At 65.8% G+C, this 21,325-nt stretch carries 24 protein-coding genes and 2 tRNA genes; 10 read left to right on the top strand and 16 right to left on the bottom strand.

Annotation, left to right across the window (positions count from 1 at the left end):
- The first annotated feature begins 15 nt into the window (after positions 1-15).
- Positions 16-327, top strand: a complete 312-nt coding sequence (locus ACNSN4_RS14740; protein ID WP_418286600.1) for a DUF8081 domain-containing protein — start codon at positions 16-18, stop codon at positions 325-327.
- Positions 328-378: 51 nt separating this feature from the next.
- On the opposite strand, the gene ACNSN4_RS14735 is transcribed toward ACNSN4_RS14740, so the two are convergent.
- From ACNSN4_RS14735 to pyrE, 3 genes are all read right to left on the bottom strand, one after another.
- Positions 379-750, bottom strand: a complete 372-nt coding sequence (locus ACNSN4_RS14735; protein ID WP_418286599.1) for a group I truncated hemoglobin — start codon at positions 748-750, stop codon at positions 379-381.
- 191 nt (positions 751-941) lie between these two features.
- A tRNA-Ser gene (locus ACNSN4_RS14730) sits at positions 942-1,026 on the bottom strand.
- Positions 1,027-1,078: 52 nt separating this feature from the next.
- Entirely contained in the window at positions 1,079-1,627 is a 549-nt protein-coding gene (gene pyrE, locus ACNSN4_RS14725; protein ID WP_418286598.1) for an orotate phosphoribosyltransferase, read from the bottom strand.
- Between the two features lie 155 nt (positions 1,628-1,782).
- Here pyrE and ACNSN4_RS14720 point away from each other — a divergent pair, with 155 nt between their 5' ends.
- Positions 1,783-2,130 carry a 4a-hydroxytetrahydrobiopterin dehydratase gene (locus tag ACNSN4_RS14720; protein WP_418286597.1) on the top strand — a complete coding sequence of 116 codons (348 nt, stop codon included), beginning with the start codon at positions 1,783-1,785 and terminating at the stop codon, positions 2,128-2,130.
- Between the two features lie 137 nt (positions 2,131-2,267).
- The gene (locus ACNSN4_RS14715; RefSeq protein ID WP_418286596.1) at positions 2,268-2,759 is read left to right on the top strand and encodes a hypothetical protein; all 492 of its coding nucleotides are present in this window, start codon (positions 2,268-2,270) and stop codon (positions 2,757-2,759) included.
- Between the two features lie 72 nt (positions 2,760-2,831).
- On the opposite strand, the gene ACNSN4_RS14710 is transcribed toward ACNSN4_RS14715, so the two are convergent.
- From ACNSN4_RS14710 to idi, 7 genes are all read right to left on the bottom strand, one after another.
- The gene (locus ACNSN4_RS14710; RefSeq protein WP_418286595.1) at positions 2,832-3,806 is read right to left on the bottom strand and encodes an ATPase; all 975 of its coding nucleotides are present in this window, start codon (positions 3,804-3,806) and stop codon (positions 2,832-2,834) included.
- Entirely contained in the window at positions 3,803-4,132 is a 330-nt protein-coding gene (locus tag ACNSN4_RS14705) for a DUF5827 family protein (protein ID WP_418286594.1), read from the bottom strand. Before ACNSN4_RS14705 ends, ACNSN4_RS14710 begins: the two co-directional genes overlap by 4 nt.
- A 172-nt stretch (positions 4,133-4,304) precedes the next feature.
- Entirely contained in the window at positions 4,305-4,904 is a 600-nt protein-coding gene (gene sod / locus ACNSN4_RS14700) for a superoxide dismutase [Mn] (RefSeq protein ID WP_418286357.1), read from the bottom strand.
- Positions 4,905-5,192: 288 nt separating this feature from the next.
- Positions 5,193-5,276, bottom strand: a tRNA-Ser gene (locus tag ACNSN4_RS14695).
- 81 nt (positions 5,277-5,357) lie between these two features.
- A complete protein-coding gene (locus ACNSN4_RS14690) occupies positions 5,358-5,969 on the bottom strand; it encodes a hypothetical protein (RefSeq protein ID WP_418286593.1) in 612 nt (203 codons plus the stop codon).
- Between the two features lie 56 nt (positions 5,970-6,025).
- Positions 6,026-6,781, bottom strand: a complete 756-nt coding sequence (locus tag ACNSN4_RS14685) for a DUF2064 domain-containing protein (RefSeq protein ID WP_418286592.1) — start codon at positions 6,779-6,781, stop codon at positions 6,026-6,028.
- A 197-nt stretch (positions 6,782-6,978) separates the two neighbouring features.
- Positions 6,979-7,572: an isopentenyl-diphosphate Delta-isomerase gene (gene idi, locus ACNSN4_RS14680; RefSeq protein WP_418286591.1), complete on the bottom strand. Its 594-nt coding sequence runs from the start codon at positions 7,570-7,572 to the stop codon at positions 6,979-6,981.
- Between the two features lie 155 nt (positions 7,573-7,727).
- On the opposite strand from idi, the gene ACNSN4_RS14675 reads away from it, so the two are divergent.
- Positions 7,728-9,140: an ATP-binding protein gene (locus ACNSN4_RS14675; RefSeq protein ID WP_418286590.1), complete on the top strand. Its 1,413-nt coding sequence runs from the start codon at positions 7,728-7,730 to the stop codon at positions 9,138-9,140.
- A 622-nt stretch (positions 9,141-9,762) separates the two neighbouring features.
- Here the strand turns inward: ACNSN4_RS14675 and ACNSN4_RS14670 are convergent.
- The 3 genes from ACNSN4_RS14670 to ACNSN4_RS14660 form a co-directional block, all read right to left on the bottom strand.
- On the bottom strand, positions 9,763-11,076 hold the full coding sequence (locus ACNSN4_RS14670; protein ID WP_418286589.1) for a cation:proton antiporter: 1,314 nt from the start codon (positions 11,074-11,076) through the stop codon (positions 9,763-9,765).
- Between the two features lie 214 nt (positions 11,077-11,290).
- The gene (locus ACNSN4_RS14665) at positions 11,291-12,292 is read right to left on the bottom strand and encodes a sulfurtransferase (protein WP_418286588.1); all 1,002 of its coding nucleotides are present in this window, start codon (positions 12,290-12,292) and stop codon (positions 11,291-11,293) included.
- 145 nt (positions 12,293-12,437) lie between these two features.
- On the bottom strand, positions 12,438-13,013 hold the full coding sequence (locus ACNSN4_RS14660) for a class I SAM-dependent methyltransferase (RefSeq protein WP_418286587.1): 576 nt from the start codon (positions 13,011-13,013) through the stop codon (positions 12,438-12,440).
- Between the two features lie 82 nt (positions 13,014-13,095).
- Here ACNSN4_RS14660 and ACNSN4_RS14655 point away from each other — a divergent pair, with 82 nt between their 5' ends.
- On the top strand, positions 13,096-13,722 hold the full coding sequence (locus tag ACNSN4_RS14655) for a GNAT family N-acetyltransferase (RefSeq protein WP_418286586.1): 627 nt from the start codon (positions 13,096-13,098) through the stop codon (positions 13,720-13,722).
- Between the two features lie 4 nt (positions 13,723-13,726).
- On the opposite strand, the gene ACNSN4_RS14650 is transcribed toward ACNSN4_RS14655, so the two are convergent.
- The 3 genes from ACNSN4_RS14650 to ACNSN4_RS14640 all read right to left on the bottom strand — a co-directional run bounded on the left by ACNSN4_RS14650 (position 13,727) and on the right by ACNSN4_RS14640 (position 15,961).
- Complete coding sequence (locus tag ACNSN4_RS14650; RefSeq protein WP_418286585.1) at positions 13,727-14,239, bottom strand: TspO/MBR family protein; 513 nt, start codon at positions 14,237-14,239, stop codon at positions 13,727-13,729.
- A gap of 35 nt (positions 14,240-14,274) precedes the next feature.
- A complete protein-coding gene (locus tag ACNSN4_RS14645; protein ID WP_418286584.1) occupies positions 14,275-15,291 on the bottom strand; it encodes an AI-2E family transporter in 1,017 nt (338 codons plus the stop codon).
- Positions 15,292-15,364: 73 nt separating this feature from the next.
- Positions 15,365-15,961 (bottom strand): DUF6149 family protein, encoded by a 597-nt coding sequence (locus ACNSN4_RS14640; RefSeq protein WP_418286583.1) that lies wholly within the window; start codon positions 15,959-15,961, stop codon positions 15,365-15,367.
- A 241-nt stretch (positions 15,962-16,202) separates the two neighbouring features.
- Between ACNSN4_RS14640 and ACNSN4_RS14635 the strand changes: the two genes are divergently transcribed.
- From ACNSN4_RS14635 to ACNSN4_RS14615, 5 genes are all read left to right on the top strand, one after another.
- Positions 16,203-17,441 carry an NAD(P)/FAD-dependent oxidoreductase gene (locus tag ACNSN4_RS14635; protein ID WP_418286582.1) on the top strand — a complete coding sequence of 413 codons (1,239 nt, stop codon included), beginning with the start codon at positions 16,203-16,205 and terminating at the stop codon, positions 17,439-17,441.
- Positions 17,442-17,578: 137 nt separating this feature from the next.
- On the top strand, positions 17,579-19,822 hold the full coding sequence (locus ACNSN4_RS14630; RefSeq protein WP_418286581.1) for a PAS domain S-box protein: 2,244 nt from the start codon (positions 17,579-17,581) through the stop codon (positions 19,820-19,822).
- A 58-nt stretch (positions 19,823-19,880) separates the two neighbouring features.
- On the top strand, positions 19,881-20,096 hold the full coding sequence (locus tag ACNSN4_RS14625; protein ID WP_418286580.1) for a DUF7979 domain-containing protein: 216 nt from the start codon (positions 19,881-19,883) through the stop codon (positions 20,094-20,096).
- Positions 20,097-20,217: 121 nt separating this feature from the next.
- Entirely contained in the window at positions 20,218-20,634 is a 417-nt protein-coding gene (locus ACNSN4_RS14620) for a DUF7124 domain-containing protein (RefSeq protein ID WP_418286579.1), read from the top strand.
- A 71-nt stretch (positions 20,635-20,705) separates the two neighbouring features.
- Positions 20,706-21,317 (top strand): MogA/MoaB family molybdenum cofactor biosynthesis protein, encoded by a 612-nt coding sequence (locus ACNSN4_RS14615; RefSeq protein WP_418286578.1) that lies wholly within the window; start codon positions 20,706-20,708, stop codon positions 21,315-21,317.
- Positions 21,318-21,325 lie beyond the last annotated feature (8 nt).

Genomic DNA, 21,325 nt, shown 5'->3' with positions numbered 1-21,325 from the left:
GTTCCATTGTCGCCCGTGAGCGTCGTCGTCGCGGTCAAACCCTCGGCCCGGAAACGCAACGCGAAGGTGGGTCGGCTCGTCTTCGAGGACGGCCCTCGTCACGCGTTCGAGAGCCGGGTGGCCGCCGAGCGCTGGGCGGACGACCTCTCGACCGGCGACGGCCACGTCTGGGTCGCGAGCGCACACCCCCGCGACGGTGACGATGCGGACCTATACCTCGTCTCGCGCGCGACGAACGCGAAGCTGGAGGCGGCCTACGACAAGCGTCGTCGCCGAATGCGGGGCGGTGACAGCCCGACTCAGGAGTTACTCGGGAGCCAGCCGTAGCGGTTCCTCGGTCGACTGAGGCGGTGTGTGTCGCCGGAACAGAACACGCCGCTACTCGGCCGGAACCTCGACGATCGCGTCTTCGTATCCCGCGACCGCCTCCATCACGGCCGATCGGTCGTCACCGTCGACATCGAACGCGGCCAGCGCGTCGTCGAGGTGCGTCGCGATCGCACCGAACTCCGAGCCGGTGATTCCCATTCCGTCGTGAGCGGTATCCATATCGTCGCCGTCGTACTCGACGGGCCCCCCGGCGACGGCGCTCAGGAACCGCGTCTGGTGAGCCCGCTGTGCCGCCATGTCGACGTCCTCGAAGTGGTGTGCGACCCTGCCGTCTTCGAGGACCCGGTCGTAGAACTCGTCGACGACCGCGCCGATCGCCTCGCGTCCGCCCAGCCGCTCGTAGAGCGTGTGCTCGTTCACGGTCGGATCTGCCGACGACTGATAAAGACCCTTGCTCCCGCTCCCACTAACTCGGGTTTCGAACCGAACACGTTCGCGTGTGTTGTCGTGAGTCGTGATGGTCTCGATATCGAGGTCAACGGCGGACGGCGCTGCGGCGAGTCGTCGTGCCGTGACGCGGCACCGCTAGCGGGGCGGAAACGAGAGAGAAGCGCCGAGGCGGAGATTTGAACTCCGGTGTCCGAATGGACAGTAGATTTCGAATCTACCGCCTTGGCCAGGCTAGGCTACCTCGGCTCGTCTCCTCGTTGGCCGGTTCCGCTGTTATGCGTTTCGATCGTCGCCGGTGCTACTCCGCGTCTCGCTCCGCGAGCAGCTCGGTCGCCGTGAGCAGCGACTCCAGCTCGATGTCGTGTTCGGCGAGCAGCTCCGCGGCGCCCTCCTCGCGGTCGACGACGACGAGCACGCGGTTCACCGTTGCGCCCGCCTCTCGAAGCGCCTCCACGGCGTCGACGGCGGACTGGCCGGTCGTCGCGATGTCCTCCAACACGACGACCTCCTCCCCGTCGTCGAGCCGTCCCTCGATGCGGTTGCCGGTGCCGTACTCCTTCGCCTGCTTGCGGGCGATGACGTACGGGCGGCCGAGCTCAGTAGCGGTCACGGCCACGAGCGGAACCGCGCCGAGCGCGACGCCCGCGAGCTTCACGTCAGTCGCAGCGAGCCGGTCGGCGAACGCCTCGGCGACCAGCGCCAGCGCGTCCGGGTCGGTCTCGAACAGGTACTTGTCCACGTAGTAGTCGCTCGTGCCACCGTGTGAGAGCTCGAACTCGCCGAATCTGACGGCGTCGGCCGCTCGAAGCGCGGAGATAAGCTCGCGTCGTCGCTCGTCGTCGGTCATACCGTTTCAGGGTGTCCCGGCGATTATAAACGGGTCGGAACACCGTCGAGGAGGATCGCTTCACCGCCGGGGATCAGTCCGCCGAGGATGATCGGACCGAACGCGACGCGGTCGCCCGCGGAAGGTACAAACGGCTGGTCCCCCAAGAGTGTCGTATGTCATCACCGCTCGCGGACGAGCCGGTCGAGCCGGCTGAGGAAGGCGACGAACCGCTCACCGACGACGAGTACGCCACCTACCTCGAGAAACTGGGAGACGCGTGGGAGGTCGTCGACGACCACCACCTCGAAGCGACCTACGAGTTCGATGATTTCGCGGACGCGCTGGCGTTCACGAACGATATCGGAGAGCTCGCGGAAGCGGAGTGGCACCATCCCGACATCTACCTCTCGTGGGGAGAAGTGGGCGTCGAGATGTGGAGCCACGACATCGGCGGGCTCCACGAATCCGACTTCGTGATGGCCGCGCGGATGGACCGCATCTACGGCGAGTACGACGACTGAGAGATCAACCAATAGGGCGATCGACCGACAAAAGCGATCGACCGACAAAAGCGATCGGCGGTTCACGCCCGTCTATCGGGAGGTTCGCTGGCACGGCAACGAACGCATTTAAAACCCTCCCGACGAAAGTGAGGGCAATGAGCGAGAACGTCTTCCTGGTCCCTATCGACCCGGAGAATTTCGACCGAACGGTCCGGTCTGCGGTCGACCTCACCGAGTACGACGACTGCCCAGAGCCGCTCGCCGACCTCGATGAGGCCCGTCTGTGGGCCGTCGACGATGACAGCGGCAACGGCTCGATCTTCGAGCGGATGTCCGAGGGCGATCTCCTGCTGTTTTACCACGACGACGAGTACCTCGCGACCGGTCGCGTTGGAACGAGCTTCGAGGACGCGGACCGGTGGGTCTCCAGCACGTTCTGGACCGCGTTCCCGACGACCCGCGTGTACACGATCACCGACTTCGCTGCCGTCTCGGCCCCGAAGCGCGCGGTCAACACCATCTTCGACTACTCGGCGTCGTACACCCCCGGCTTCATGCGCGTCGCCGACTCCCGAGTCAACGCCGACCTCTCCTCCATCGAGTCCGCACTGGACCATTACACGAAGCGGAACGCCCCTGACGCGTAGTCGAGATACCGCTCCGCAACTCGGCGTCCCCCGACCCGCCGTCGGCCAACTTTCGATTCCCGATTTCTCCCGTTACAGCGCCGCGACCAGCGCCTCGTACGCGGCGTTGTACCGATCCGCCACGCGGGTCGGATCGGTCCGCTCGTCGCTGGCGAGCGCTGGCAACGCGACCGTCGAAAGCGGCTCGATCATCTCGGTCACGGTGCCCGTGTGCTCCTCTAACGCCCCCTCTCGCGGGCTCCCCGAGGCGACCGCACGGGCCTTCGCGTAGCGATCGCCCGCATATATCTGGGCGCGGCCCGGATCGACGACCGCGACCGCGTCCGGTTCGACCGGCCCCTCCCGCGGTAGCGGGTCGGCGATGTCCGCGTACGACTCCACGACGACTGGAGTCCGTGTGGCCGCGATATGCTCCGCGAGCCGGTCGAACGCCGAGAGGTGATCGACGGCCATCGCTTCGTTCAATCCCTCAACACCGTCGACGCGGACGGCGTCCCGGAGCGGGAGGCGGTCCGCGAGACCGTCGGATATCAGTCCCTCCGCCTCGGCTGCGCCATTCACGACGAATCGATCGCCGTCCGGCGTGGTGACGCGGTCACAGAGAAACGTCCGGTCGGTGTCGCCCAGGAGTCCAGTCCGTCCGGGTGTCGGCCGCCAGAGGCGGTGGACGGGGTTGACCGACTCCGGAGTGACTACCTCCGCCCGATTGCGACAGTCGTCGACCCGGTCGCTTCCCCGTTCGTCCGCTCTGCGATCGCTCTCGTGACTGTCTTCTCCGGGGGCCGACTCGGAGAGCGAGCGCGTACTCGCAGCCGCGAGCCGCCGAGCGTCCTTCCCGTACAGTCGGCCCGAGTCGGTCGCGATCCGGTAGTCGTCGTGGTCGAACCAGTAGTCGTTTCCGGCGAGGGGCTTGACGCCGATCGCGTCTCCCCTGTTCGCTGCGAGGGAGGCGACGAGGCCCGTCGAGAACGTCGTTTTTCCCGCGTCCACGCGGTCGCCGCCTGCGACGAGCAGAACCGGCGGGTCGTCGGAGCGCGTCTCTGTCACGCCTGACCGGAGGCGTCCCCGCTCGCTTCGTCGCCGTCGGCATCGTCGCCGTCGAGCGCGTGCTCTGCGACGCCGTAGTAGCCGGGGCCGTCCTCCGTCAGCGGTTCCGCGATCACCATGTCCTCGGCGTGGACCATCACCCACGGGATCGCCCAGTCGATCAGGACGGCTTCGGTGTCGGGATCGACCTCGGCGTCCGGCTCTATCCCCTGCAGTAACCGAGCAATCTCCGGAATAGTGTACAGCTGATCCGGCTCGAACAGCTCCGCGGGCTCGTAGAAATCACACGGGAATATCTCGTCGAACGCTGACTTCGGTTCGGGCATGGGCGACGCTACGGGGTCGGCTCCGTAAACGCTGCCGATGCGACGCGGATTCCGCGGTGCGTACAGACCGCTCTGGAGGGACGCGAGTCGACGGTCGCGCGGCTCGACGACGGTGGCGGCGTTCAAAAGAAATCGGGATTCGACGCGCGGTCCTCTCGGACGGCTGACGGGCTTACTCGAAGAGCTCGACGGCCTGCTCGTAGCGGGTCGCGGGCTCGTTCCAGTCGACGACCTCGAAGAAGTTGTCGACGAACTCGCCGCGGGCCGGACCGTAGTCGTGGTAGTACGAGTGCTCCCACACGTCCAGCGCCAGAATCGGGTGACCGCCCCAGATCGCGCCCTGGTCGTGCTTGTCGACCACGACGTTCCGCAGCTGATTCGAGAACGTGTCGTACACTAAGAGCGCCCAGCCGCTCGCCGCGGACGCCGCCGCCTCGAACTCGCCCTTCCACGCCTCGTAGGACCCGAAGTCCTCCGCGATCCGGTCCGCGAGCGCGCCTTCGGGCTCGTCGCCGCCCGCCGCGCTCATGTTCTGCCAGAACAGGTCGTGGAGGATGTGGCCCGACGAGTTGTGGGTCACGCTGCGAAGCGCGCCGCCCGACGAAGCGAAGTCGTGGGACTCACGGTTCTCCTCGAGCGTCTCCTCGGCCGCGTTCCACCCGTTCACGTAGCTCTGATGATGCGTGTCGTGGTGCCATTCGAGCACCTGCTCGGAGATGTGCGGTTCCAGCGCGTCGTAATCGTACGGCAGCGGATCGAGTTCGTGGCTCATCGTTGTATCACCTGTCAGGAACATGTACCGGAAACCTGTTAAAGATAATGCGCGTCATGATACCACACATCATTGGATGCAAGTGGTCTCGGAAGATCCGAGCGTGAGCGGTGGGATTGTAGTTCATCGAAGAATGATCGCAAACGACGAATGACGAGAGTCGCTACGGCTGCCGAATAGACGTAATTGAAATTGGTTTCTCCGGATCGCGTCGCGACTCAGTCACCGCGCTCTCTGATTCTAACCCTCGCACGAGACGCACGCGGCGCGAAGTGCGCCGCGTGCTCACGGTGGGACTGGGATTTGAACCCAGGAAGCCGTGAGGCTACCGGTTTTCAAGACCGGCGCAATGGGCCGCTCTGCCATCCCACCACGCGTAGTGCATCGAAGTCGTCCGACTAAGGGGTGTCGGTGTCGGCCGGTGCGCCGCGCACCGGTCCGCCTCTCGTGAGCTCACTCGAAGACGGCCACGAGGTCGCCCTCGTCGACCGGATCGGGAACCGCCGACTCGATGTCGTCCGAGTCCGGATTCACGGGCTCATCGAGCGCGACCCGCGCCGCTCCCGTCTCGTCGAGCGCGTACGCGACCGCGCTGTATCCGACATCGGCCTCCCACATCCCGCCGTCGCCGGCACCGGCGGTCGCGCCGCCGCTGTACCGCAGGAAGACGACCCACCCGTCTCCGGCCCGTTCGAGGAGCTCGATCCGATCGGTAGTGTAGCCGATCCGGAGGATGTGACCCGACCCGCCTCGGTCACAGAGGATTCGGTGCGTCAGATACGCCTCCTCGAACGCCGCGACCCACTCGATGACGTCGTTCTCGCGGAACCCGCTCGGAGCGTCCGGGTACGGGATCGTCGCGGCCGTCTCGTACTCCCGGGTCTCGTCGCCGACGGTGACCTCGACCGTCTCGGACTCGACCGTGCACTGCGGGCGGTCGACCTCGCCGTCGAACCGCTCGGCGACCGCGACGTCCGCCTGTTCGGCGGGGAGGGTTCGCGAACACCCGGCGAGGCCGGTCGTCGCGAGCGCCGTGAGCGCGGTAATGAGTGAGCGTCGCTGCATCGAGGATCTGTCTGTCCGTCGGCGATAAATACCTGATCGAGGAACAAACCGTCGTTTTAGTTCCGGACCACGCGCTCCTCGCCGTCCTCGACGACCACGTCCAGCCCGTGCTCGTGGACGAACGCAGCGGTGTAGTCGGGGACGACGCGCTGCGCGGCGAACCGCGCGCGGAGGAGCGGGATCGCGTCGAACAGGTCGTCACCGTCGATCATCGACGGCGACGGCTCGACGAACTCGACGTCGAGGCCGGCGTCTCGGCCGCGCGCGGCGAGCGTCGGCAGGCTCGGGGCCTCGAACGCGCCGTCGAAGTCGATCGGCTCGGTGAATCCGGCGTAGTACGTCCGCCCGCGGGTGGAGGGACCGAGGACGACCCCGTTCGTCCGCAGCTTCATCGCGGCCGAGTCGATGATGGTGCGCGAGAGCAGCGGCGCCTGCGGCGTGACGACCGCGACCGAGTCGGCATTCTCTTCGCGGAGCAGGTGCGTGACGGTGTTGCCCGCGCGCGCGCCGAACGACGACCCGACCTGTTGTTCGAACCGGACGTCGCCGGTGCCGCCGAGGGTGTCGGCGACGAGCGTACGCAGTTCGGCCTCGGGGCTGGTCTCGGTGCGGTGTTCAGCGGGAAGGTCGTCGTCGACCGGGTAGTTGACGAGGAGCTCTCCGCCGGAGCGGTCCACTGCGAGCACGGCATCGCGGAACAGCGCCTCGTACAGGTCGGTGGCTTCGGCGGTCGACAGCGGCGTCGACGCCGCGAGCCCGGTCGCGACGAGCCCCTCGCGGGGCGGCTTCGCCAGCAGAGCGACGACGGTCATACGCGAACGAGTCGCGGGAGCGCCTTCAACTACGCGGTAGCGCGGAGCCCGCGTCTGCAATCGCCGCTTCGACGACGGATCGCCGCTTCGACGACGGATCGCCGCTTCGACGACGGATCGCCGCTTCGACGACGGATCGCCGCTTCGACGACGGATCGCCGCTTCGACGACGGATCGCCGCTTCGACGACGGATCGTTCAGGAGAAGTCGCGTCGCATCGCGATTTCGAACCACGGGCACAGTCGGAGCTGGCGGTACAGCGCCGGGTGTTCGTGGAGGTGCTCGTAATCGGCCCACAGCATGCCGCCGATCTCCGCTTCGTCAGGGTCGAGCGAGGTGTCGTCAAGGGTGACCTTCAGCACCGAACAGACCTCCCATTCGACGCCCTCGTTCGGGTAGTACCGCTTGTACTCGAACTTGTCCGTCACGCGGAGGTCGTCGTACTGATCGGGCGTGATCCCCAACTCCTCTTCGAGACGCTGCTCGGTGGCGTCTTCCTGCGACTGCCCCTCGACCGGATGTGAGGCGACCGTCCCGTCCCAGTGGCCGTCCCACAGCCGCTTCGTGGGCGCGCGCTGCGCCAGCAGGATCCGACCCTCCGTGTCGAAGACGAGGCAGGTGAACGCGCGGTGGCGGACGCCGTCGCCGGTATGCGCGTCGAGTCGGTTCACCGTTCCCTCCTCGTTGTCCTCCGGATCGACTGCAATCACGTCCTGCAGGGCGTTTTCGTGGTCCGTGTCGGTTTCGGTCCCCCCAGTGGAATCGGAGACGGCCGCGTCCTCGGAGCTCATGCGAGATAGGTCGTTCACCAGGGCTAATAAGCGTTCGATACGCCGCTTCGATCGCCGCCCGCCGACGAGACGAGCGCCCCGCACCGGCGAGAGGCCTGTCCGCTGGCGGACGCGGTTCGACGCGCTTAACCGCGTGCCGCGGCTACTTCGCGCGGATGAGTGACCCGGCGCTCGACGTAGTCGAGTTCGTGTTGACGACGCACCTCTACACCGAGAACCGCGACCTCGACGAGAATGACCTTCCGCCGCGCTTCCGGCAGGTGTTCTGGTCGGCCGACGCCACGGAGGAGGCTCCGGGCGGCGTCGAGCGACCGCTCAAGGCGACCAGCGAGACGACCCGTACCGCGACGGGCGTCGAGCACCCGTGGGACGCCGTTTCGGACCTGCTGTTCACCCAGCGTACCGAGTTCTCCGGCGAGATCACCCTGACGCAGCCCGCGATGGCGCTGGAGTGGTACCGCGACCACGCGGACGACGAACGGATCGGCACCAACCCGACGATCGTCGCCGCGCTGGAGGCCGCGGACGACCTCGACTCCCCCGTCACCCACGAGGCGGCGCGAGACGACGTCCGGCCGATCCAGGCGGACCGCGTCTGGATCGACGCGCTCCTCGAACAGTACTTCGACGAGGAGGAGGACGCCGAGATGCTCGACCTCGTCAACGTCCGCGCGCCGGAAGAGATCGAGACGACGCTCGCCGACCTCGTGCTGACCGGCGACCAAGAGGGAGAGATCCAGAAGATCGTGAAGGCGATCGAACACCGCGAGTACCTCGCCAGCATCGGTCTCCGCGAGATCGGCAAGCTCCTGTTCGTCGGTCCGCCGGGGACCGGGAAGACCACCGTCTCCCGAGCGCTGGCGCATCAGCTCGGCATTCCGCTCGTCGAGGTGAAGATGTCGATGATCACGAGCCAGTACCTCGGCGAGACGGCCAAAAACGTCGAGAAGACGTTCGAGGTCGCCAAGCGGCTCTCCCCGTGTATCCTCTTCATCGACGAGTTCGACTCGGTCGCGAAGACCCGGCGGTCGGACGAGCACGCCGCGCTCAAGCGAGCGGTCAACACCCTGCTCAAATCGATCGACGAGGTGTCGCTGGTGCGCGACGAGGTGCTGCTCATCGGCGCGACGAACCACCCGGACCAGCTCGACGCGGCCGCGTGGCGGCGCTTCGACGAGATCGTCAACTTCCCCAAGCCCGACCGCGACATGCGCGCGGACATCCTCCGGGTCGTCACCCGGCAGATGCAGATCGCCGACTTCGACCCCGAGGAGGTCGCCGACCGGACGACGGGGCTCACGGGCTCCGACCTCCGGATGGTCCTCCGCGAGGCGGTCCTCGGCGCGCTCACGGAAGACCGGATGACGATCACGCAGGAGGACGTGATGGCGGCCGTCGAGGACTTCGAGGAGCGCGACAACCTGAAGAACATGGACATGATCGACGGCGAGGGCGCGGAGGTGCTCGGCGAGACGGACCCGGACGGACAGGACCATACCCACGACGAGGAGTCGGGCGACGAGGGTGCCGCCCACGACCACGGCGCACACAGCCACTCGCACGACTGAGTCGCTATCTCTCGGCCTTTTGCGGACTTGAGAGATGATTCAGTCGATCCCGGTCGCCGTCAATACAGAGACAGCGGCGATTGATACCGGGAGTGAGCGTTGCAAAATCGGTTAAGCGGCTGTTTATCAGTCGGGCCGGGTGTCGCTGTCGGCTGTTCGTGCGTCGTTGACGACGGAACGACGGTGAAGTCCTCCAAAGCCCCAACCGCGACTGCCCCCTTGAGTCCCACCCGACCGTACCGTACAGCACCTCACGCCGCCCCAGCCTCATCGGTCGCCCTACGCGTCGCTACGGGCGACCGATTCCCTCGCGGACTGTCTCGCGGCCGCCGCCGGCGGCCGCTCGCAGGCGCGCCACCGCACCGATCGCTATAAGCAGTTGTGGCCGTCCCTGACGGCTATTTGAGTGCCGCCGTGCCACCAACAGACCGCCAACGCACTCCGGCCATCGATCAAGAAGCGGTCCCGTTGACCGGAAGGTTCGGCCTACAGTGTCTGGAAAACACTCCAACAGAGCCACCGCCCCCTAGTCGTGGAACACGCCGTGCGCGATATCGAATTCGCTGGCGGCAGTCTCCCCCGAAACGGGTCCCCTCTCGTTCGACGTCGGTCGGACTCCTTCCTACTCTTTCTGGCGCTGTTGCCGTCGATTGAGGGCGTTCATGATCGGGCTTGCACTCGTCCCGTGCAGGATGATCGACAGCAGGACGACGAATCCGACGAATGCCCAGAGCTGTTCTGCCGCGACGAGGAGTTCTATCTCCTGAAACGACGACTCCGCCAAGGCGTGGGAGAGATAATAGAACGATCCGATACCTCGAATACCGAAGAACCCGATCACGGCCCGCTCCGGCCACGAGGCAGCCGTCCCGATAAAGCTGAGAATCCCGGCTACCGGCCGAACTACCAGCAGGAGGAGCATCCCAACCAGTGCGTCCATCCACGTCACGTGTCCTAATAACCCCCCGGCGATAGCCCCTCCGAACAGTACGAGAACCGTCGCCATTAGCAGCCGTTCGACGACGACGGCGAAATCGTGAAGCTCCACGTAGTAGTCGTGTTCCCACTCGAAGTGTCTGAGCGTCAGTGCTCCCACGAAGACGGCAATGAAGCCGTACCCCCCCAGTAGTTCGGTCACGCTGTACGCGATTAGCGTCGTGGCCAGCGCTTCGATCCCTGCCATTACCTCTTGACCGTCCCCCATGATCTCGGCGACGGTCTCAGTCGTGGGTAACCGAAACAGAAACCGGCCCATGAGACGTCCGAATACATAGCCGAGAACGGCTCCCGCCGCGATCTTATAGAGGACGTCAACGAGAACCCAGTCGACCAGCCACGACCAGGACGCTCCCTCTACGAGCGCCGCCCCGGCTGCCGCGATAGCCAGGTTCGTAAGCGGAAAGGCTAAGCCGTCGTTGAAACCGGCCTCCGAGGTGAGTGAAAACCGAACCGTCCCCCACCGCTGTTCCGGGTCCTGCCCTTCTTCGAGGTCCGTCAGCGGCTCGCTCGCCCCGACGTCTGACGCGAGCACCGGATCGGTCGGCGCGATCACGGCCCCGAGTAAGATGGCTGTGGCTGGCAACAGACCGAGGATCCCCCACGCAAGGAGTGCCATTACCCCGGCAGTGAGCGGGAGCGCAATGAGGATCAGCCGCCACGCCGCGGACCACGTCTTCGGGGAAAACGGGCGGTCGATCTTCAACCCGGCTCCCATGAGTGAAATTATCACGACCAGTTCTGTGAGCCGTTCAGTCACGTGAGAGCTCTCGATCGGGTCAAGCGATGGAGTACCGGGAATAATCGCGAACAAGAGGAACCCGAATGCGACGTATATGATCGGAAACGACAGTGGGCGGTGTTTGAGCAGCCGCGGCAGAATGGCTGCCCCCAAGATCGCGACGCCGACGATCAGTAGTCCGATTTCGTAGGCGGCCATCCGCCCGGTATTGGTATACCGACTACGAAAGTATCGGTTGCTTACCCCGGCTCCCACACATTGACGACTCCGTCCGGTCCGGACCCGCCGACTCCGACCGGCCGCAAACACACGCGTTGCGTTTCGTTCGACGATAGATTGGTGGCGACCATCTGTTGGCACTGATCGCAGCGCTCGTGTCGCACGCTTCGCTCCCACCGCCGACCAAGCCGACTTAGGCGAACGTGTCGACGACCGTTCCGGTGTCCTCACCGGTGGTGTAGTAGTAGCCGTCGTCCTCCGAGAGGCTCCCCCAGTCCGCCCAGCTCCCCTCGTAGTTGCGTACATCGTCCCAGCCGAGCTGATCGAGGACGAACCAGCCGACCGACGCCCGGATGGCGGTCTGGCAGTAGGCGACCGCCGTCTCGTCGGACGAGAGCCCGGCGTCGTCGATCCACAGCGTCTCCAGCTCTTCGGGGGAGCGGAGCCGCCCGGCCTCGTCGTCGATGCTCTGGACGAAGTTGAGGTTGGTCGCGCCGGTGACGTGGCCGAACCGGTCGAGGTCGCCGCGCTCGTCGGCGCCCCAGTACTCCTCGGGCGAGCGCATGTCGAGGATCGGGATCGCGGCGCCGTCCTCGTCGACGTTGTCGGCGACGAACTCTCGGGTTGCCACCACACCGGTGTCGAGTTCGGGCTCGTACGTGGCCTCCCGCGTCTCGGGCGCCTCCGAGACGGTCTCGCCGCCAGCGGCGTCCCAGACGGCGTACCCGCCGTCGAGCAGGCTGACCTGCCCCTCGTGTCCAAGCGCGTTGAGGGTGTAGATCGCGTACGTCTCCCAGAGATTCGACTCGGCGCCGTACACGACGACGTCGTCGCCGCGCTCGATGCCCGCCTCCGAGAGCGTCCACGCGATTACCTCGGGGGAGACCTCGAATCCGTCCGGGGTCTCCTCGGCGTAGCTGTCCAGCATCTCCGAGTCGGGGAAGTGATACGAACCGGGGATCCGTCCCTCGCCGAACGCCTCGTCGTCGCGGACGTCGAGGAGGTGTACGTCGTCGAGGTTCGACTCGAGCCACTGGCCGTCGACGACGCCGTCGAACGCCGCCGCCGCGGGGGTCGTGTACGCCGCCGGGGGCTCGTCGTCCGTCGCGCCGAGGCAGCCGGCCGTCGCTGCGAGCGCCGCGCCGGTCGAAGCCAACACCGATCGTCTGGAGGTCCGTATCTGTCGGTCCGTCATCCGAGTCTGCGTTGACTCGCGGCCCGCATAACCGTGTTACTGAGGGCCGATTTTACCCTCGACTCCGACGACAGGCGGTCTCGCGTCGCCAGCACCGGAGACATTTGCGAGATCGGTGGCCGAGAGGACCGTCCCGCCCCGTTCCTCACCTTCGGACGCCGACCACCGTGTAGCCGAAGCCCCGTTCGACGACTCGCGGATCGAAGCCGGCGTCCGCGAGCGACGCGGCGAGGGCTCTCGGAGAATGGAACCGCGACGCCATGCCGAACGCGTGTTCGCCGGCGACGAGGAGGCGTCCGAGCGGATGTTCGGGATCGAACTCCCGGACGACGAGTACGCCGCCGGGCGCGAGCACCCGTGCGGCCTCCCGAAGCGCGGCGGCGTGATCGGGAAGGTGATGGAACGCGTCCACGATCGTGATCGCGTCGACGCTCGCGTCCCGGAACGGGAGCCGCCCGGCGTCCCCGGCGACCCCGGAGAGACCTCGTACCCCGCGCGCCCGGGAGAGCATTCCGACGGACGCGTCGACGACGGTGATGTCGGGACCGGTCAGCGCCGCCGCCGCTCGGCCGGACCCTCCGCCGACGTCGAGCAGTCGGTCGATAGAGCGGGTCGCGTGGTCGAGCCCGGCGGCCAGTTTCTCGCCGCTCGCCGGCGGCATGACGCGGTCGTACAGCGGGGCCACCCGATCGAAGAACCGAACGTCGCCGACGCCGTGCATGGCCGCACTCGGTGGCGAGGACACTTAAATAGCGTCGCGGAACCGCCCACCGCATTTATATCCCGGCCACGTACCGTACCCCATGGAGTTCGCGCTCGTCGGCGAACCGGGGGCCGGGGCAACGCTCCGACTCGATTACCGGGCGTTCGCCTACGCCGGGAAATTCGTCGTGGGAGACACCGGTAAGGCGGTCCTCCGGGCCGACGACGGCCCGACGGCAGTGCCGGGGTGGGAACCGGACGAGCCGCTCCCATCGACCGTCGACGCGGACGCGTTCGCCGACGACGTGCTCGCCGCCGTCTCCTTCTCACCGGACCGAACGGACCCCGACTGCTGCCGGCTCCGGTACGTTACGGTCCACACGGCGCGGCGCGGCGAGGGGCTCGGTCCGCGGCTCGTCGAGCAGACCGTCTCGCGTCTCGCAGAGAGCGGGTACGACCGGGTCCGGATCGCGGTCAACAACCCGTTCGCGTACGTCGCTCTTTATAAATGCGGCTTCGCGTACACCGGCGACAGGACCGGGATAGCCGAGTTGGAGCTGGAGCGACCGGCGGCCGAACCAGCCGCTTCGGCGGATCGAGCCGCCGCCTACCGGACGGGTCTGCGGGTGTTTCTCGACGAGGCGCGTGCCGGCGAGCGCGACCTTGACCCCGCGGAGCGGCGGTTCATCGCGGCACGGCTCGGCACCGGCTCGCCGCCGACCGGCTGAGGGGTCAGTTCAGCGCCCAGATCCCGTAGTTGAGCGCGGTCGCAAAGCATATCCACAGGAGGTAGGGGACCACGAGCAGCGCGGCTCGTCGGTCGACGCGGTCGAACGCGACTATCGTCGCGACGACGAGGGGGAGAAGCAGTCCCAAGACGACGAGACCCAGGTCCGCGCGTTCGAGCCCCCAAAAGACGGGTGACCACGCGATGTTAACGACGAGCTGAACGCCGAACAGCGCGAGCGCGACACGGACCGCTCCGCGCGAGGCCTCCCCGTTCCTGCCAGCGAGGTACACGAGCGCCGCGGCCGCGCCGATCAGGGCGTACAGGACCGGCCAGACGACGCCGAAGGCCCAGTTCGGCGGGTAGTACGACGGCAGTTCGAGCCCGGCGAACCACGCGCTCTCGGTCGCGGTGAAGGGGACGCCGAGCGCGCCGAGGAGGTTGACGGCGACTGCGGCGGCGAGGACGAGGAGGGCGTCTCGTCGATCGAACCGGCGAGTGTGTGACGGGGTCTCCATACCCCGTGTTCGTCAGCTGTACCCTTAAGTACCTCTCAGATCACGTCGTAGTCCTCGCGGAACGTCTCCAGCGTCGCCGCGAGCACGCCGATGACGATAGGGCCGACGAAGAGGCCGGTGAACCCGATCGAGTAGACGCCGCCGAACACGCCGAGAAGGATGATCGCCGGGTTCAGATGCGCCGAGTGATCGATGACGATGGGCCGGGCGTAGTTGTCCACCATCGAGACGATCACGACCCCGTAGACGGCGAGGAGAATCCCGGCAGTCATCTCGTCGATAACGACGAGATAGGCGGCGGCCGGTCCCCAGACCAGGAACGCCCCGATGAGCGGCAGCAGCGCGAGGACGGCCATCACGAACGTCCAGAAGACGACGTTCGGAATCCCGGCGACCCAGAGTCCGACCCCCGCGATGAGCGCCTGCAGCACCGCGACCGAGATGTGGCCGATCACGACCCCGCGAGTGGTCGCGTCGACCTTCGCGAGGAGGTCGTCGGTGACATCCGGCGGGAGCGGGGTCGTCGTTCGGAGCCACCGCAGGAACGCCGGCCCGTCGAGCAGCGTGTAGTACACGAGAAACAGCGCCAGCGCCAGCCCGAGAGACACGCGGAGCGTGCTCGTGAGGATCCCGCTGATCCCGCCGAACAGCGTGTCGAGCAACAGCTCCCCGGCCGTCGCGAGCAGGGTGTCGATCTGGAACTCCTCACCGGTCAGTTCGGCGATGCGAGCCTCGATCGCACCGACGTCGAGGTCGCTCTCTCCGGCCGCGAGCGCGGTGAGGTCCCTGATAAAAACCAGAAAGATGTACGCCAACGGAAGGATCACCGCGACGAGCGACGCGACGATCAGCGCGAGCGCCGAGACCATATTTCCGAGCCGTCTAGAGACGTGATCGCGAAGGCCGCGGGAGAGCTGGCGGTGAAAGGGGTAGAGGACGTACGCGAGAATCGCCGACGCGATCACGTACTCGATGAACGGGAGAATGATGAAGAGCGTCAACAGCGAGACGGCGCCGATGAGCAGGAGGAGGAACGATTGCCCGCGATTCATGCCCGATATTTTCAGCCGCAGTATATAAACGTGGGCCGCGGGCGAGGTAGAACTGCGGGCCGACGCGGACGCCTCAGACTCGCGCTTCGTCCTCGTCGAGGCCGGGAGCGGCCGTCGGATCGACTTCCTCCGGCTCGTTCGTGTCGCCCCCGACGACCGTCTCCCCGTCGTCCGTCTCGACGTACACGTCGTCGGCGAAGCCAGCGAGCGCGTTCTCGTACTCCGGCGTCTCCAGCTTCTCGGGCGTCGCGGGCGCGTCGACCACGCCCTCGGCGGGCCGGAAGTCGCCCAGCGGGTCGTCGATCGTAATCGCGTGTGCGGTGAAAAAGGCCTCGTACCGCCGGTAGTGCTCTTCCAGCTCGCCGCCCGGAATCTCCATCATTTCCGTCCAACCGTGGTTGAAGAAGTCGAAGTTGGCCTGGACGTGCGTGATCTCGCGGGCCTCCGCCTCCGCGAATCCGGCTTCGAGGGCCGCGACGTACGTGTCCATCGTCGCGTCGAAGAAGCTATCGAGGTGGTCGCGGCGTTCCTCACGTCGGTCCTCATCGGCCTTGTTGAGGAAGATGCTCGTATGTAGGTCGACGAGCTTGTCGTTCGCGACGTCGCCGATGACCGGCGTCGTCAACGCCTTTTTCGCGGCCCAGTGACGGATGTTTTGCCGTATCTTCATGCGATCCGTTGGGCTGCGAGACCCTTGAATGTGTGGCGTTTCGCTGCTGTACGGCCGACGTGCGAGACGTACGGTCGGAGCCGGCACCGTTCGACCGCTCTCGTCAATGTCGGACTGCACCCGCTCTCGTTGATATGGCCCAAATCACTAGAAAATCCGGTGTAGAGTGCTACTCGACGGTGTTTCTCGGGTGTCAGCGCGGATGACAACCCACATTAACCCCGAATCCGAACGGCCGATCATGAGCGATTCGTACGTGATCATCGGTGACGGTATCGCGGGCGCGTCAGCGGCGGAGACGCTCCGCGAAGAGGAACCCGACGCCGAGATCACGGTTCTCACCGACGAGGGGGAGTCCCTCTACAACCGGATCCTGATAAAGGAGTACGCGAAGGGGAAGCTCCCTGAAGCACCGATCTCGATACACCAAGAGGAGTGGTACGACGAGCACGACGTCGACCTGCGGCTCAACACCGTTGTCGTCGATATCGACGTCGAGAGCGACACCATCGAAACACACGAGGGAGAGACGTTCGAATACGACTCCCTGCTCCTCGCCATCGGCGGGACGCCCCAGCAGCTCCCCGTCGGCAACGCTGACGCGGACGGGATCCACCACTTCTGGACGTTCCAAGACGCCCGCAAGATCAAAGCGAGCGTCGAGGACGCCGATCAGGCCGTCATCGTCGGTGCCGGACTCTTGGGTATCGACTTCGCCGCCATCTGCGGCGCGCAGGACGTCGACGCCAAGTACCTGATGCGCGGGGACTGCTGGTGGCGCTACGCCCTCTCCAAGGAGGGCGCCGAGATCATGCACGACGCGATGCGCGAGCGCGGGGTCGAGCCCGTCTTCGACTCCGGCGTCGATCACTTCGAAGTCGACGACGACGGCCACGTCGAGGCGGCAGTCGACCCGAACGGGGAGCGCTACGAATGTGACTTCGCCGGCGTCGCCATCGGGTTGAACTTCAACACCGAACTCGTCGAAGACACGTCGCTAGAAACGAACGACGGCATCGTCGTCGACGAGTTCATGCGGACGAACGTGGACAACGTGTACGCCGCTGGCGACATCACCACGTTCAACGATCTCGTGCTCGGCGAGCAGGCGAAGAACGGCTCGTGGGGATCGGCCAAAGAGCAGGGGACAATTGCCGCGCGAAACATGATCGATTACGGTAGCGAGGCGTTCGAGTGGGTCTCCTCGTACTCGATCACGCACTTCGACTTCCCGTTCCTCTCCTTCGGCCACCCGACGCTCGGTGACGATTCCGTCGAGGCGACCACCGGCGACAACGAGTGGCGGCGCGTCGCGCTGAAAGACGGGAAAGTCGTGGGTGGCGTGCTGATCGGCGACCTCTCCCCGCAGTCTGCGTTCAAACAGCTGATGCGCGAAGGCCGGGACGTGAGTGATCAGACCGACCTCCTCATGGAGCCCGGCTTCTCGGTCGACGACCTCGCCGCACGGACCGAGCAGTAGCACAGCCGCGGAACGGATGACCCTCGGGAGGGGTGTTTGTTCGGCGGAACTTCACCCGGATCTGCTCGACACGGTCACAGTTTGCCGCACGCTGCAGTCAGCACCTTTTCACGCTCTGACGGTGAATTGAGACACAGATGTCTCGCAGCCCCGTTGATGGCAATCCGACACGCTCGGCGAGCGGATTCTACGCGTCGCTGGTTGAGGGGTATGCGGACCCGGTCATCTCCGTCGATGCGGACGGTGCCGTGCTGTACGCGAACCCGGCGGCCGAAGCCATGCTCGGGTACGACACGGAGGCGCTCTCCGGTCGGTCGCTGGCGACGTTGCTTCCGGACGAGCGGGCGAACGGGCGGTTGCACCCTCTCCGTGATCGGTTGTCCACGCCGGATCGACTGACGGACGCCGGTAACGTCACCGTCCCGTTCGAGGCGGTAGACGGGGAGACGAAGCTCTTCGCTGCCCGATTTCACGACCACGAGGTCGATGGGACCCGCGTGTACACCGGGACCTTTCGCGGATTGCGGCGGAACGACCGTCGCCGAACTGCTGAGGAAGGCGACCGATCCGAAAGCGCAGGCGACCGATCCGACGAGGAGGACGCTCACGACCTGCGCACGTTCCGAAACCTAGTCGAACACGCCGGTCACGCCATCTACGTCACCGATACCGACGGAACGATCGAGTACGTCAACCCGGCGTTCACGGAGCACACCGGCTACACGGCCGAGGACGCAATCGGGGACACACCCGCGATTCTCAAGTCTGGTGAGATGCCGGAGGAGTACTACGACCTCCTGTGGGAGACGGTCACGGCCGGTGAGGTGTGGGAAGAGGAGATCGTGGACCGCCGCAAGGACGGTAGTCTGTATCACGCCCACCAGACAATCGCGCCGGTGCTCGATACCTCTGGAACGGTCTCGCAGTTCGTCGCTATCCAGACGGACGTGACGGAGCGGAAGCAGACAGAAGGCCGACTGAAACAGTACCGTGACATCGTCGAACGACTCGATGATCCGATCCTGCTGCAGGATCGGGATGGGACCTTCGAACTGCTCAACGACGCCGTGAGCGAGTTCGCTGGCCTTCCGCGTGAACGACTGTACGGGGGCGACGAATCGATCTTCATGGATGAAGAGACGACGGCCGAGATCGACGAACGCCGCCGTGAGGTCCTCGAACGCGAGGAAGTCAGCGAGTATACGGTCTCTCCGGAGTTCCCCCAGAGCGACAAGGAGGCGACGTTCAGCACCCGCCGATATCCGTACTACGACGCGGAAGGTGAGCTACGGGGGACCTTCGCGATCTGCCGCGATATCACCGCGCTAAAAGCACGGGAAGCGACGCTCGAACAGTATGAACGGGCAATAAACGGCGCCACAGACCTGATCGCGGCAGTCAACCGCGACGGACAGTTTCTGTTCGCGAATCCGCAGTACCGGGCGTATCACGATATCGACGATGAGGACCTTCAGGGGCTCACGCTCGCGGACGTTATCGACGGGGGACAGTATCCGGACACGAGGCGATACATGCAGCGGGCACTTCGGGGTCAGACAGTGGAGTACCGGACGACTCGTACGCACCCTTCCCGTGGAACGCGTACGTTCGACGTGCGGTACTACCCGCTAGAGAATCCAGACGAGGGGGGTACTCACGGCGTCGTCGGGGTGCTCCGTGACGTGACGGACCGCGAGAACCGCGCTCGGCAGCTCAGCGTCGTCGACCGTGTACTCCAGCACAACCTCCGGAACGCGCTCACGGTGATCCGCGGGCGGGCCGAACAGCTCGTCGAGCACGACCCGTACCGTTCCGGGGGAATCGATATCGCGGACGCGGCCTCGTACATCGTCGATCGCGCCGACGACCTGTTGACGACGAGCGAGAAGGCCCACCACATCACCGAGATGCTCGGCGATTCGCCCGAGACCGAGCCCATCGACCTCGCCCGAGTCGTAGCGAGACACGCCGCAGCGATGGACGAAGAGTATCCACGAGCGACGCTCGTCGTCTCGACTCCAGACGGTACCTCCGTAACCGGCTCGGCGACGGAGTGGATCGACCGCGCGTTCGACGAACTGCTTCGCAACGCGATCGAACACCACGACCGAGACCGGCCTACTGTCGAGGTCACGGTCCGGTCGACTGCGGACGAGGTGCACGTCACCGTCGCCGACGACGGTCCGGGTATGACCGAGATGAACCGTGACGTGTTGGAGACCGGTCGCGCGGTCGACGCGCTGTATCACGGTAGCGGGCTCGGTCTCTGGTTAGTGTACTGGGTGATCCAGCAGTCCGGTGGGTCGGCGAGTGTGGCCGAGCGGGAGCCACGCGGCACAGCAGTGACGATTACGCTCCCGAAAGCGACTGAGAACAGGTGACTACAGCACCACAGAAACCGCCGCAATATTTATCATAGATAATAATGTATGTTACCATATGCCACTCAGAGAAACGGGTAGACAAATGCGGCTCCGACGCACCGGACGGATCCCGGCCGACGCGCGGGTCCGTCACTACGACGAACTCAAGGAGGACACGCAGGTCGCCGTGAGGGAGCTCGCCGGGCGACCGCGAACCTCCCCGGAGACGGGCGACCTCGACGACGGCGACGTGGTGAAGTTCACCGACTACTACGAAGTTCGTGCTCGCTGATCGGCGCGATCGGTGCGCTTTTTGATCGATCCCCGCACCTTTTGACCAAATCCACCGAACGGCCTCGAGTCGGCGGGTCTCGAAGCGAAGTTGTTTTCGCTCGGCGGGCGAAACGTGAGCCATGGACAGTGGCGGATCTAGCGACATGACGTTGGCGTTCGAGTTGGAGGCGCTGAAGACGCTCGCAGACCCCAACGACGTGTTCAACAACGCTCGACAGTGGACGGAGTACGTCGGCGTCGTCAGCGAGAAGCCGACCTACGTCGTCACGAACTTCACCCGGAAGCACCGCGTGCGCCAGGACTTCTTCTCTGGGCCTCGCGGGGTCGAGGAGAGCCTAGAGAACATCGCCAAGCAGTTCGACACCGAGCGACACGTGTTCGTCGGCGTCGACGAGGACGACGAGGCCGTCGCCGAGACGACCGGTTGGGAGTTCCTCCACGTCGAGGACGCGGCCGAGGCTGCGGGGTGGACTCTCGCGAGCGCCGACTCGGACGCGGAGCCCGCCGAGGAGCCCGCTCGCGACGACTGGCCGTAACCAACTCGGTCACGCGATTTTGTCAGGCTCCGACGGCTGGTGTTTTGAGCCCCCCGTCCGAACGTCGCGTCATGAGCGACGCCGCCGAGCATGACCACGAGGAGACCGACCACACCGACCGCGACCACACCGACTACGACCGCGACCACACCGATCACGACCACCATCACCACGACCCCGACTCGGTCGCGATTGCGGTCGTAACGGTGTCCTCGTCGCGGTCGCTCGACGACGGTGACACGTCCGGTGAGTACATCGTATCGGCGTTCGAGGTGGCTGGCCACGAGGTCGTCGTCCGCGAACTCGTCCCGGACGAGTACGACAGCGTTCAGGGGACCGTCGACCGGCTCGCTCGCCGGAAGGACACCGACGCGGTCGTCACCACCGGCGGCACGGGAGTGACCCCGGACGACGTGACACCGGAAGCGGTGCGGGGACTGTTCGCCAAGCGTCTCCCCGGGTTCGGTGAGCTGTTTCGTCAGCTTTCCTACCAGGAGATCGGCACCCGCACGATCGGTTCCCGAGCGACCGCCGGGATCGTCTCCGAGACGCCGGTGTTCTGCCTTCCCGGCTCCGAGAACGCCGTCCGACTTGGCGTCGACGAGGTGATCCTCCCAGAGATCGGCCATCTCGTCGGATTGGCGAGCCGCGGAGCGGATGACGACGACGCGAACGAGAGCTAAAGAGAGAC

The sequence above is a fragment of the Halorubrum marinum genome (assembly GCF_048381195.1).
Lineage (GTDB): Archaea > Halobacteriota > Halobacteria > Halobacteriales > Haloferacaceae > Halorubrum.
Note: the sequence above shows the minus strand (reverse complement) of the source record. Positions and strands in the feature narration are given on the sequence as shown.